Source organism: Paenibacillus sp. OK003 (genome assembly GCF_900109515.1).
In the GTDB taxonomy this organism is placed as follows: domain Bacteria; phylum Bacillota; class Bacilli; order Paenibacillales; family Paenibacillaceae; genus Paenibacillus; species Paenibacillus marchantiae.
Window position 1 is genome coordinate 528,268 of record NZ_FOBD01000001.1, and the last position, 12,534, is coordinate 540,801.

11 protein-coding genes are annotated in these 12,534 nt (G+C 45.4%); 6 read left to right on the forward strand and 5 right to left on the reverse strand.

The genetic code is table 11. The features are described from left to right. Window positions 1-55 precede the first annotated feature (55 nt). A complete protein-coding gene (locus BMW94_RS02450) occupies window positions 56-616 on the reverse strand; it encodes an NAD(P)H oxidoreductase (protein WP_090994063.1) in 561 nt (186 codons plus the stop codon). Window positions 617-727: 111 nt separating this feature from the next. On the opposite strand from BMW94_RS02450, the gene BMW94_RS31095 reads away from it, so the two are divergent. From BMW94_RS31095 to BMW94_RS02465, 4 genes are all read left to right on the forward strand, one after another. Further along, window positions 728-862 (forward strand): hypothetical protein, encoded by a 135-nt coding sequence (locus BMW94_RS31095; RefSeq protein ID WP_302847976.1) that lies wholly within the window; start codon window positions 728-730, stop codon window positions 860-862. Between the two features lie 234 nt (window positions 863-1,096). After that, window positions 1,097-2,938, forward strand: a complete 1,842-nt coding sequence (locus BMW94_RS02455) for an assimilatory sulfite reductase (NADPH) flavoprotein subunit (RefSeq protein WP_090994268.1) — start codon at window positions 1,097-1,099, stop codon at window positions 2,936-2,938. Between the two features lie 54 nt (window positions 2,939-2,992). Then, a complete protein-coding gene (gene cysI / locus BMW94_RS02460) occupies window positions 2,993-4,714 on the forward strand; it encodes an assimilatory sulfite reductase (NADPH) hemoprotein subunit (protein WP_090994065.1) in 1,722 nt (573 codons plus the stop codon). A 210-nt stretch (window positions 4,715-4,924) separates the two neighbouring features. After that, window positions 4,925-5,641, forward strand: coding sequence for a YebC/PmpR family DNA-binding transcriptional regulator (locus BMW94_RS02465; protein WP_064640900.1), 717 nt, complete (start codon window positions 4,925-4,927; stop codon window positions 5,639-5,641). Between the two features lie 94 nt (window positions 5,642-5,735). On the opposite strand, the gene BMW94_RS02470 is transcribed toward BMW94_RS02465, so the two are convergent. The 4 genes from BMW94_RS02470 to BMW94_RS02485 all read right to left on the reverse strand — a co-directional run bounded on the left by BMW94_RS02470 (window position 5,736) and on the right by BMW94_RS02485 (window position 8,364). After that, window positions 5,736-6,221 carry a DMT family transporter gene (locus BMW94_RS02470; protein ID WP_090994270.1) on the reverse strand — a complete coding sequence of 162 codons (486 nt, stop codon included), beginning with the start codon at window positions 6,219-6,221 and terminating at the stop codon, window positions 5,736-5,738. 18 nt (window positions 6,222-6,239) lie between these two features. Beyond that, the gene (locus BMW94_RS02475; protein WP_090994067.1) at window positions 6,240-6,938 is read right to left on the reverse strand and encodes a Crp/Fnr family transcriptional regulator; all 699 of its coding nucleotides are present in this window, start codon (window positions 6,936-6,938) and stop codon (window positions 6,240-6,242) included. A gap of 34 nt (window positions 6,939-6,972) precedes the next feature. Further along, complete coding sequence (locus tag BMW94_RS02480; protein WP_024633836.1) at window positions 6,973-7,398, reverse strand: DMT family transporter; 426 nt, start codon at window positions 7,396-7,398, stop codon at window positions 6,973-6,975. 168 nt (window positions 7,399-7,566) lie between these two features. After that, window positions 7,567-8,364, reverse strand: coding sequence for a Nif3-like dinuclear metal center hexameric protein (locus BMW94_RS02485; RefSeq protein WP_090994069.1), 798 nt, complete (start codon window positions 8,362-8,364; stop codon window positions 7,567-7,569). Window positions 8,365-8,521: 157 nt separating this feature from the next. Here BMW94_RS02485 and BMW94_RS02490 point away from each other — a divergent pair, with 157 nt between their 5' ends. Together BMW94_RS02490 and BMW94_RS02495 are read left to right on the forward strand one after the other, a co-directional pair. After that, window positions 8,522-9,094, forward strand: coding sequence for a TetR/AcrR family transcriptional regulator (locus BMW94_RS02490; protein ID WP_090994071.1), 573 nt, complete (start codon window positions 8,522-8,524; stop codon window positions 9,092-9,094). A gap of 78 nt (window positions 9,095-9,172) precedes the next feature. Then, a complete protein-coding gene (locus tag BMW94_RS02495) occupies window positions 9,173-12,292 on the forward strand; it encodes an MMPL family transporter (RefSeq protein WP_090994074.1) in 3,120 nt (1,039 codons plus the stop codon). Window positions 12,293-12,534: the final 242 nt, after the last annotated feature.

The following is a 12,534-nucleotide window of genomic DNA, read 5'->3' on the forward strand; positions in this document are numbered from 1 at the left end:
CTGGATGGTGAAGTCACTCTTAACGAGCAAGTCGCTTTCTTTCCGATTGTAGAGGTTACTTGTAATGTCTGCCGATTTGATACGCTTGCTCCATCAAGCTCTCGATATGGGTTTTGGAATCGGATATCGTTTCATAGAGAAACTCCACTCGGGATTCCTGCAATCTTGCATAACCCGCAATCCCATTATTCAGATAGTTCGAAATCATGTTGTAATAATCGTATTTATGGAATGACGCCTCCGTTCCTCCAGCTAGTGCAATCCAGAGTGCCTTTTTGGAGTTTGTTTTGTTCAGCAGCCCCATGTTCCATACCTTGTCCAGATAGGCTTTGAGCATGGAAGGAACGTTGTACCACCATACCGGGAAAATAAATACAATGGCATCAGCCGCAAGCACACGATCCAGCTCTTTGCGAATCATAGGAGCATGCTGTTTGTCGGGATTTTGCCAGTCTCGCTCATCTTCTATACGATATAGTGGATCAAATCCGTCATGATATAGATCGAGGATATCGATTTCATGGGAATTCTCCTGTATCCCTTCTATAAAACGATTCATCACGGCAAATGTTAGGGAGTCCTGTCTTGGGTGAGTAACGACCAATTTGATTTTCATGTATGAGTAACTATTGAGAAGTACGCACCTTCGAGTGCTGTAGATACCTTGAGGTTCTTCGGTTACTTATGATAATGGATATACATATATGTGATTTAAGGGGGATTACCAGTGGAACAGGAACTGAAAAGATATGAGAGTGGTGTGCAGGCAATCATCGACCGCATCTGTCTGTGGGGAGAGAATCTTCTGGACAGAGTATATGGAGATAAAAACAAAGTACTGGAGAATCATTTTAGCGAATAAATTCCGCTTTCGACTTCGAACTAACTGCTCCCGAATTAAAAAACAACAAAAACCTTCCTGAATCGAGGAGAAGGGTATTTGTTGTTTTTTGCCCTTTATCAGTGAAACTGATAAATACCATAAAATCATCGAAATTGACCCCTACCATCGGGTATGGTAGGTTCAAGAGAGTAGAAATTAATATGATCATTTTAGTAGGAATTAAAATTGACGTAATGCGCGAGGTGGCAAATGGTGGAACTTCAAGTGACAAACAGCCCTTTTAATCAGGAACAGGTTGAGCTGCTCAATCGCCTTATTCCTACATTGAACGATGGACAGAAAACGTGGCTTAGCGGATATCTGACAGCCATTCAGGGATTTGCGGCTGTAGCTGCACCTGCTGGTGTGGAACAACAGCCTGCATCTTCAGCAGGTATTACTCCTGAAAGTGCACCTGTTGCGGCGTCCAGGGAAGTTACGGTACTCTTTGGATCACAAACCGGGAACTCCAGTGGACTATCCAAGAAACTGGCGAAAAAGCTGGAAGAGCAGGGGCTTCAGGTGACCCTGTCGTCAATGGGAGATTTCAAACCGAACGGACTGAAAAAAGTAGAGAATCTTCTCATTATTGTCAGCACACATGGAGAAGGCGAACCGCCGGATAATGCGATTCCGTTGCATGAATTCCTGCATAGCAAACGAGCTCCGAAGCTCGATGGATTGCGTTACTCCGTATTGGCTTTGGGAGATACTTCGTATGAGTTCTTCTGTAAAACAGGCAAGGATTTTGACATTCGTTTGCAGGAACTTGGCGGAACAGCGCTTGTACCACGTGTGGACTGTGATGTAGATTTTGATGAAGCGGCTGCAGAGTGGATGAATGATGTGCTTGCTTCACTCAGCAGCACACCGGCTGCTGCGGGAGCGGTAACCAGTGAAGCAGTTGGAGCCGCAGTAAGCAGCGGTGAATCCGAGTTCAACCGGACGAATCCATTCAGAGCTGAAGTCCTGGAAAATCTCAACCTGAACGGCAGAGGATCGGACCGCGAGACACGTCATATCGAATTGTCTCTGGAAGGTTCCAATCTGGACTACGAGCCGGGCGATAGCCTCGGTGTGTTCCCTGAGAATCATCCACGCCTGGTCGATGAGCTGATCGCAGCCATGGAATGGAATGCGGATGAGCGCGTTACGGTGAATAAAAGTGGAGACCAGGTTTCTGTACGTGAAGCATTATTGCGTTACTTCGAAATTACTGCTGTCACAAGACCCGTTGTGGAGCAGCTGGCAAAGCTGAGCCCGGGTAGCGGGTTGCCCGCTCTGCTTGCAGATGATTCGGAATTCCGCAAAGTCATGAACAGCTGTGACTTGCTGGATATAGTACAGGATTATCAGCTTAAAGGTATTCCGGCTGCATCATTCGTAGCTGTGCTTCGCAAAATCCCGGCACGTCTGTATTCGATTGCAAGCAGTTCGAAGTCTTTCCCGGATGAAGTTCATCTTACTGTTCGTACGGTACGTTACGAATCACGTGGCAGAGAGCGCTACGGTGTGTGCTCTGTTCATCTGGCTGAACGAGTTGAACTAGGGGATACATTACCTGTATTTATTCAGCAAAATCCAAACTTCAAACTGCCGGAGAACCCGGATGCTCCAATCATCATGATTGGACCAGGTACAGGTGTAGCTCCGTTCAGATCATTCCTTGGAGAGCGTGAAGAGACGGGTGCAGAAGGCAAAACGTGGCTGTTCTACGGCGATCAGCATTTCTCCACCGATTTCCTCTACCAGACAGAGTGGCAGCGCTGGCTCAAGGACGGCGTTCTTACGAAGATGGATGTCGCTTTTTCCCGTGATGCAGAAGAGAAAGTATATGTGCAGCATCGGATGCTGGAACACAGCAAAGAGCTGTATCAGTGGCTACAGGAGGGTGCAGTTGTATATATCTGTGGTGACGAGAAACGAATGGCACATGATGTTCATGCTGCACTCGCAACCATTCTTGAACAAGAGGGTGGCCTAACACCTGAACAGGCAGCGGAATATCTGACACGTTTGCAACAGGAAAAACGGTATCAGCGGGATGTGTATTAATTACAGATCATATGCCGGATAAGGCATCCCGGAGATACGAGAGGAGAAAGCAGCATGGCTTATAATAACTTACTTAACCCGCAGCGCACGAACAGTGATGTGGAAGATATAAAGATCAAAAGTGACTACTTGCGTGGAAGTCTGACTGAAACGCTGGCGGATCGGATCAGTGGTGCGATTCCTGAGGATGATAACCGTCTGATGAAACATCACGGCAGTTATATGCAAGACGACCGTGACCTGCGTAATGAGCGGAATAAATCCAAGCTGGAGCCTGCCTACCAATTCATGTTGCGTGTGCGTGCTTCCGGAGGCATTGTTACACCCGAACAGTGGTTGATGATGGATCGTGTAGCGCATAAATATGCCAATGAAACGATTCGTTTGACGACGCGCCAATCATTTCAGCTGCATGGTGTGCTCAAATGGGACCTCAAAAATACCATTCGTGAAGTAAACGATTCGTTGCTCAGCACCCTTGCTGCATGTGGCGACGTGAACCGGAACGTCATGTGTAATCCGAATCCGGACCAATCGGATATTCATGCTGAAGTATATGAATGGGCATGCCAGGTGAGTAATCATCTTGACCCACGCACTCGTGCGTACCATGAGCTGTGGCTGGATGGAGAGAAAATTATCGATTCACAGGACGCGGATGAAGAAGTAGAGCCGATCTACGGCAAAGTGTATTTGCCGCGTAAGTTCAAAATCGGGATTGCCGTTCCACCATCCAATGATGTAGATGTGTTTTCGCAGGATCTCGGCTTTATCGCTATTGTAGAGAATGGCAAGCTGCAAGGCTTTAACGTATCTGTCGGCGGGGGTATGGGGATGTCTCATGGTGATCCGAAGACTTATCCTCAGGTGTCTAAAGTCATTGGTTTCTGTACACCAGAGCAAATGATTGATGTTGCGGAGAAAACGGTTATGATTCAGCGTGATTATGGGGATCGTGCTGTGCGTAAACATGCCCGTTTCAAATATACAATCGATGACCGCGGCCTCGCCTGGTTCGTGGAAGAACTGACGAGTCGTCTCGGCTGGAAGCTGGATGCGGCGCGTGAATTCCATTTTGAACATAATGGAGATCGTTACGGTTGGGTAAAAGGCAGCAACGGCAGATGGCACTACACCTTGTACATTCAAAATGGACGTGTAAAGGATGTGGACGGTTATCCGCTCATGACAGGTCTGCGTGAAATTGCCAAAATCCATACCGGAGATTTCCGTCTCACAGCGAATCAGAATCTCATTATCGGAAACATCAGCAGCCAGAAGAAGAAAAAGATTGAGGCACTGATTGAGCAATACAATCTGACCGATGGTGCTCACTACTCGGCGCTTCGCAGAAGTTCTATGGCTTGTGTGGCGCTTCCGACTTGTGGTCTTGCCATGGCGGAGTCCGAACGGTATCTGCCTTCACTGATCGACAAGCTGGAGCCTGTACTGGACGAAGCAGGGCTGAGAGACGAAGAGATTGTCATTCGTATGACGGGTTGCCCGAACGGCTGCGCGAGACCGATGCTGGCTGAGATCTCGTTTATCGGCAAAGCTCCGGGAAAATACAATATGTACCTCGGCGGAAGTTTTACCGGGCATCGCTTGAACAAATTGTACAAAGAAAATATTGGCGAAGCCGAAATTTTGGATACATTGACTCCAATGGTGAATCAATATGCCAAAGAGCGCCATGATGGTGAGCATTTTGGAGATTTCGTCATTCGTGCCGGTTATGTGCCTGAAGTGCTGGACGGTCAGCAGTTTCATGCCTAAGTAGATGAATTTGTGCAGAGAAGCATTCCCTAGGGAATTGCTTCTTTGGCGTTTTTGGATCGTTTTTCTTTGGGATTTCGGAACGTAGCAAGGTGATATTGACTTGGCTTTTACCATTTTTTCGTGAGTCTAAACTTGTTGAAGTAAGCCCAACAAGATATAATGACAAAGTAGAAAGCAGATTATATGTTGAAAGTGAGCGGAAACGATATGGGTCGTAAGTGGAATAATATTAAAGAAAAAAAAGCTTCAAAAGATGCAAATACCAGCCGGGTCTATGCTAAATTCGGCGTTGAGATTTATGTAGCTGCCAAGAAGGGCGAACCGGACCCGGAAGCGAACCGCGCACTGAAAGTCGTGCTGGAGCGTGCCAAAACGTATAACGTACCCAAAGCCATTATTGACCGTGCCATGGAAAAGGCAAAAGGCAGCGGGGACGAAAATTATGAAGAACTTCGTTATGAAGGATTTGGGCCCAATGGTGCCATGGTGATCGTGGATGCCCTTACCAATAATGTGAACCGTACTGCACCGGAAGTGCGCTCTGCATTTAACAAAAACGCGGGGAATATGGGTGTGAGCGGATCTGTTGCTTATATGTTTGATCCTACAGCGGTAATTGGGGTAGAAGGCAAAAACTCCGAGGAAGTACTGGAACTTCTGCTTGAAGCAGATGTGGATGTACGTGATATCGTGGACGAAGACGATGCTGTGATCGTATATGCAGAACCGGATCAATTCCATGCTGTACAGGAAGCATTTAAAGCTGCCGGTGTTACTGAGTTTACCGTAGCCGAGCTGACGATGCTTGCGCAAAACCATATTGAACTTCCAGAGGATGCACAAGCCCAGTTCGAGAAGCTGATTGATGCGCTTGAAGACCTTGAAGATGTTCAGCAAGTGTACCATAACGTAGAGTTCGTTTAAGCGAATTACACGAATTAAGCGAAACGTGGTTCGATTGCCAAAAAGAGTGTCTAGCCAATCAACGGATTGGACAGACACTCTTTTTATTGTTCTCCTATGAGTCGGATTGCAATGCACCAGGAGATTTTTTCGATTTTGCCGATTTGCTACCGCCAAACTTGAATAACACAATACCGCCCACGATGACAAGAACGCCCAGAAGCTGGTTCCACGAGAATGGGATTTGTTCCAGTCCAAGCCATCCCATGGAATCAAACAGCAAAGCGAAACTTAACTGGGATGTAAGTACGATCGAGATCGCAAAGGTGGGACCAAGCAGCTTCATGCCCTGAACGAGACAGAAGACCACCCCAACACCGATGGCTCCGCTAAGCCAGTACCAGGGCTGCATATGTTGGAAGCTGAACGTATTCTCTCCCTCCACCAGCAGAGAAATCAGAAAAGATGCAATAAACCCGGTGAAAAGCACCATCGTTGTTGTAGACCACGAGCCGGTACGTTCATTAACCTTACTATTAAAGATGGTCTGCAGACTGACAAGAGAACCTGCCAGTAACGCAAGCAAAATACCTGTAATGATCATAGGATAGAGATCTCCTTATTCATAGATGTTGTGACCCGCCACTTCTGCCAGACCTGCCCGATCTTTGACCATAATAAAGCCCTGATCCCGCATGATTAATCCATCTGCACACAGCTTCTGAATCACCCGATTCAAATGCCGATAACTCGTACCGATCAGATTCGCGATATCTGTCAAATTAAAGGCGTCCAGTTCTTCGTGGACAACAGTTCCCGCTTCTTCGGTAGAGATGGAGAGCAGATAGCTGGCTAATCGAACCTCGACCGGATACATCAGGTTGAAGTTGGAGAAGTTCGAATCGATATAAAACTTGTGGGAAATAATTTTGAGCAAAAATTTCAACAGGGGTGCGGAATCGCTGGCGAGTTCAGCTAACCATTGATAATGAATGCGCAGCATCACGACAGGTGAGACCGCCTGTACGGTGTTCACGATGTTACTCTCCCGAACGTACTCAATATCACCAACCACCTCAAGCGGTGTTTTGAAGCAAAGAACGAGTGTTTTATCCTGTGGTGAGGTCGTGAAGATTTTGATTTTCCCTTCGACCAGCACGTATAAATATTCGGATGTTTCGCCTTCACGGCAGATTAATTCGCACTTCTCGAAGTGGCATAACGTCATATGCGGATGCAGGGGCTCGTGAAATACCGATTCGAGTTGATACTGTTTCAAATAGTGCAGCAATTGATGATGATTCTGGAATTCTTCCATAGTGTATTTCACCCCCGACTTTATAATCCACCAGCTAGAGCTTCATAATAATGACGCCCGTAACCATTAATGCGATACCCAGAAATTGCGGTAGTTTCATTTTTTGCTTTACAACACCAAACCATCCGTTACTGTCGACCAGAAAGGTCAGGAACAGCTGTGCAATCAACAGGGCTGAGATCGTAAAAGTTACCCCAATTTGCTGGATTGCCGTGACTTCGCTGAAAATAATCACTGCACCAAACGCCCCTCCCGCCAGGTACATGGGCTTCACTTGCTTCAATCCTTGCAGGTTGATGTCCCGCACGAATACAAGGATCAGAGCCGCCAGAATGAACCCGGTGAGTTGGGTAATGGTTGCGGCTTGCCAGGTGCCCATGTCCGTACTGATTCGGGTATTGGCAACCCCTTGCAGGGTAATGCATGCACCGCCTAAAAGTGCAAAAATAATTCCTCTCATGGTTGTACTCTCCTTGTCGCGTCATTACTTCTTCGATTTCTATTAAATGATATATCCACTCAAAAAGCCAAGGACAAATGTCCTCAGCTCAGAAGTCATAGCATTTAGAGTACAATAAACCCTCCGCAAAATCCAGACAGAACCCACGATGGTTCGTGATTCTGAGAATCACAATACTTGAAACACCGGTTGCTCACCAATAAAATGAACAGGCAATTTCGGAAAAGCTGTAGCCAATCGTTCAGACAAAAGCTTCATCCCGGAAGCCTCACTCTCGGCATGACCAATCATAAGAAGAGCCTTTTGTTTTCCTTGCTGCACAGCATCACGCATGTACTCCGGTGTCTCCCATTCGAATCCTTCACCAGCGACAATTAGATCCAACTCTTCCTGTTGAAGCAGAGGAATGTTTAGATTGCCGTTGCCTCGAAAACCAACAAGCACTGCTGCTCGTCTGCATATCATCTTTGGATCACCAGCTAGGCGTACATATTCGATGCCAAGCGAACGTTTTATATGTTCCGCAATAAGCTGAACTGCCATTCCTTCCGGAAAGGACAGAATGTCAGCTTCCGGTTTACGAAGTGCTACAGATGATGACCATCCTAATGCCTGAACCAATCCTTCCGTAATGCCATCCGGTTGAAAGCGGTGAATGGCATCATGGCAACGATAGATCGCAATTCCACCGTTGTCGATTAGCGTTCTCTTGGTTTCATAGACCGGATCATCAGCTAGCCAATCGGTATGGCTATGATGATTATAGAAGGGAGGTTCATGAGCGATAATTAGATTAGCTCCGCGCTGTATGGCATGCTCAATCACATGTTGTGTAGGCATAAAAGTTACAAAAATACCTGTGACCGTTTGGTTGGGTGAACCCGTAATCAGTTGATCCACGGTGTGTTCAGGTAACTCAACATTTTCCGTGAGATGTTGTATAATGTCTTGAATCGTTATGTTCATAGGTATAATTCCTCCAGTGACAGGATATAGGATTAGTTTACCATTTTGAAGAAAGAACGGCACTTTAGATTAGACTTGCTAGATGGGGGAAAAGAGGTTATACTAACCAAAAGAAACGGAATGAACGTTCATTCCTAAAAGAAGGAGGGATAGATTCATGGCTAAAGGCAGCAAAAAAGATGATATTTTTGCAGCTGCTTTAACGCTTTTTGCCCAGAGGGGGTTCGATGCAACAACCATGCCGATGATTGCGGATTCGGCTCAGGTAGGAGCGGGAACCATATATCGATATTTTACGAACAAAGAAGTATTGTTGAATGAACTCTTTCAGAAAAGTATCAGGGAGTTCCTTGATGCCTTGAAACATGGCTTTCCGGATAAACCCATTTCTGTACGTGAGCAGTTTCATCATATATTCCGTGGATTGTTCAAATTCGCTGAATCCGATCCTGACCGGCTAAAATTTATTAATTCTACCGGTAATGCACTACATTTTCACGATGAAAGCAAGGAAAGCGTCAATGAATTTATGGGGTTTCTGAATGACTGCATCCATAAGGGACAGCAGCAGGGAGCTATTCTTATGTTGCCGACAGAAGCATTAATGAACATTGTCTATGGTGCTTCTATGCATTTGTTTGAACACTTTAACAAAGGTCTTTTGGAAGCAACGCCGGAGTTAATGAACCAGCTTGAAGAGTGCCTGTGGAATGCCATTAGAGTCCATTGATTCTATTGGCCTTTTTTACAACATAAACGGAATGAATATTCATTCCTATACTAGACATAAGGTGTGTGAGGATAAAGTATGAGTAAACTTAGAAACCCCAGAACGCTTTCCTTGATTTTATGGATACTTATTACCGTAGTTTCAGTAGTGACGATGCCTGATTATGGTCAGCTGGTCAAAGAAAAAGGAGAAATTTCAATTCCTGAAACGGCTCAGAGCCAAATCGCTGCTACGATGATGAAAGACATGGATAGTGATAGTGGGAATACCTATTCAATCATCGCTGTATTTAACAGTGGAGAAGATGCACAGGCATTAACCAAGCAGCAGAAAACGGAAATCGAATCTGTTTTGTCCAACCTGAAAAATCAGGAAAAACAACTGAATATACAGACGCTCACAACCCATCTGGATGGTGAAGAGCAAGCTGATCGACTTATATCCGAGGACCAAACCACGATTTTAACCCAAATCACAGTCACTAAGGATGAGGATATTCCCCTTTCGGAAGTGGTGAGTCAGTTAAATGAGGCGACAGCCATCTCAGATGTGAATACATATCTGACAGGAGCAGATCTGATTGGTGATGATTTTGGCAAATCGATTGAGGATGGGGTACAGAAAACAGAGATTATCGCGGTTATTTTTATCCTCGTTATTCTGATTATTATTTTCAGATCGCCGATTATTCCCGTTATCTCACTGCTTACGGTGGGTATATCTTACGTTGTTTCATTGGCGATTGTGGGTCATCTTGTAGACTTGTTTAACTTTCCGTTCTCTAACTTTACCCAAGTGTTTATGGTTGTGATTTTATTTGGGATCGGTACGGATTACAATATTTTGTTATACACCAGATTTAAGGAAGAGTTGAGCAGACAAGGCGGGGATGTACTTCTCGCAACCAAAACGACGTTTAGAACGGCAGGACGTACTGTGTTATATAGCGGTATTGCTGTATTCATCGGATTCCTTGCTTTGATGCTCGCCAAGTTTCAGCTGTACCAGGCAACCTCTTCCGTGGCATTTGGAGTAGCGGTTCTCATTATTGTCCTTAATACGTTGAATCCATTCTTTATGGTTGTATTAGGGAAAAAGATGTTCTGGCCATCGAAGAAATTTGAAGGTCACGCAGATAGCCGCTTATGGGGATTTTTGTCTCGGAACGCGGCAAGAAGACCATTTCTTGCAATCATTCTTGTTGCCGTGATTAGCATTCCGTTTTTGTTCAGCTACAGCAACCGGCTTAGTTATAATGATCTGTTTGAGGTCAATAACAACTATACATCCAAACAGGGAATTAATTTGATCATGGATCATTACGCGCCAGGCTTCTCTGCCCCAACCACATTGGTTGTACAATCCGAGCAGTCGATGGATAACCAAACGCTTTTAAAAGCACTGGATGATCTGACGGATAAGGTATCCAAAATGGATGGTGTGTCCGTAGTTTATAGCGTTACCCGACCAACCGGAACAAAAATCAAGGATTTGTATATCAATGATCAGGCGGATGAGCTTAATCAAGGTATCGGGAAGGCGAACAATGGAGTAGGCACCATCAACGAAGGATTATCTTCTGCGGCAGGCCAGTTGCAATCATCCAATGATCTGAGTGATGTGCAGCAGTTGATTGATGGTACAAGCCAGTTGCAAGAAGGAGTCTCAGCTCTGGGGAAAGCCATGAATCAGGTGACGGTCGGGCTGAGCGATGGGGGGAAAGGCGCAGATACATTGAAAAACGGCCTGGCTACCCTCAGAGATAAAGTAGGTATACTATCTAAAGGTACAACGAAGTTACAACAAGGATATGCTGATCTTGAACAGGGACTAGGTTCGTTCAGTGATGCCTTTACAAGTATCAAAACAGCAATTCAGGGTGCACTAGATGCCTACGCTCAAATCGAAAGTAGTATGACAAGACTCATTACGAATCATCCTGAGTTACAGCAGGAAGAAGACGCGGTACAAATCATGGGCATTGCCCAGGCGGCTCAAAGCGATCTGAACAAGTTATACACACAGATGGACCCGCTGATGGTGCAGTACAATGGTGCTCTGGGTTCATTCAAGGAAGCGAACAAAGCCCTGGCTCAGGTTAACGAAGGTTTAACTCGGGTGACTTCGGGTGTGGGTCAACTTGAAGGTGGAGCCGGAGAGTTATCTGCAGGTCTGGTTAATGGTGCAAGTGGCAGCAAGCAGATCGCTGGGAAAACGTCTGAAGTTGAAAAAGGACTTGTACAAATTAATCAAGGACAACATCAGTTATTAACCGGTCTGAACGACCTGCAAGCGAAGATGGGTGAACTGAAATCGGGACTCACCGCAAGTACTGAAGGTCTTACAGAAGTTTCCAAAGGTCTTGGGGATGCAGAGGAGTATTTGGGCAATCTGGGACAGTCTGATGCAGCCAAAAGTTTCTATATTCCTGAAGAGGTATTAACAGGAGAAGAGTTCCAAGCATCGCTAGATACTTATATGTCTGATGACCGGAAGACTGCGGAAATATCCATCATTTTAACAGACAATCCTTACTCTAAAGAGGCGATGGATGTTGTCCGAAATCTGAGCAACCAACTGAACACAGCCCTTGTTGGTACGGATTTGAGCGAAGCCAAAGTGGCGCTTGGTGGGGTGCCTTCACAAAATCTTGATCTACAAAAATTAGCTGGAGGTGACCTGAGCAGAACTTCCTTGATTATGTTGATTGGGATTGGGCTCATTCTTCTGGTAATCATTCGTTCATTCTGGCAGTCCGTAATCATTGTTGGCTCGTTGTTCCTGACGTATTACGTTGCGCTTGGTCTGAATGAATTGTTAGTAGTGGGGCCGCTTAACGTGGATTATCTGAGTTGGAACGTTCCTTTCTTCAGTCTGATTATGATCGTTACACTTGGCGTGGACTACAGCATTTTCCTCATGATGAGATATCGCGAGATTGAAGGTGATCCGGTTCATAAAATTACGGAGGCTTCCCGCAATATCGGAGGAGTCGTCATCTCTGCCGCTGTTATTTTGGGAGGTACCTTTGCTGCCCTGATTCCTTCCGGTGTAGTTACATTGATTGAAGTTGCTATATCTGTCATCATTGGATTGGTATTACTCAGCTTTGTGATGCTTCCGATCTTGTTACCGGCCTTAATCAGTCTATTGCATAAGTTAGCGAATTGGGGCTATGAATCCAATGAAAATAAATAATGAATATTACTCTATGCTTAGCTAACGACTTCTGACCAACATATTTCAGGCGTCGTGAGAGGGGATTTTTCAGGCTATTGAAGACCGCTGCAAAATGTATAGAGGGAAGGTATTTAAACTGGATATCAGTTTGAATGTCTTTCTTTTTTCTGCTAATTAGGAAAGTATTATTTTCATCACCGCAGGTCCAGGACAAGTGTTATAATGATGAATATGGATACACTTGTTCGTATTCACACGCA

Excerpts from the sequence above, each read along its gene's own strand:
- BMW94_RS02485 (WP_090994069.1), bottom strand. The coding sequence starts at position 8,364 with ATGAACATAACGATTCAAGACATTATACAACATCTCACGGAAAATGTT.
- BMW94_RS02495 (WP_090994074.1), top strand. The coding sequence starts at position 9,173 with ATGAGTAAACTTAGAAACCCCAGAACGCTTTCCTTGATTTTATGGATA.
- cysI (WP_090994065.1), top strand. The coding sequence starts at position 2,993 with ATGGCTTATAATAACTTACTTAACCCGCAGCGCACGAACAGTGATGTG.
- BMW94_RS02480 (WP_024633836.1), bottom strand. The coding sequence starts at position 7,398 with ATGAGAGGAATTATTTTTGCACTTTTAGGCGGTGCATGCATTACCCTG.
- BMW94_RS02465 (WP_064640900.1), top strand. The coding sequence starts at position 4,925 with ATGGGTCGTAAGTGGAATAATATTAAAGAAAAAAAAGCTTCAAAAGAT.
- BMW94_RS02450 (WP_090994063.1), bottom strand. The coding sequence starts at position 616 with ATGAAAATCAAATTGGTCGTTACTCACCCAAGACAGGACTCCCTAACA.
- BMW94_RS02490 (WP_090994071.1), top strand. The coding sequence starts at position 8,522 with ATGGCTAAAGGCAGCAAAAAAGATGATATTTTTGCAGCTGCTTTAACG.
- BMW94_RS02475 (WP_090994067.1), bottom strand. The coding sequence starts at position 6,938 with ATGGAAGAATTCCAGAATCATCATCAATTGCTGCACTATTTGAAACAG.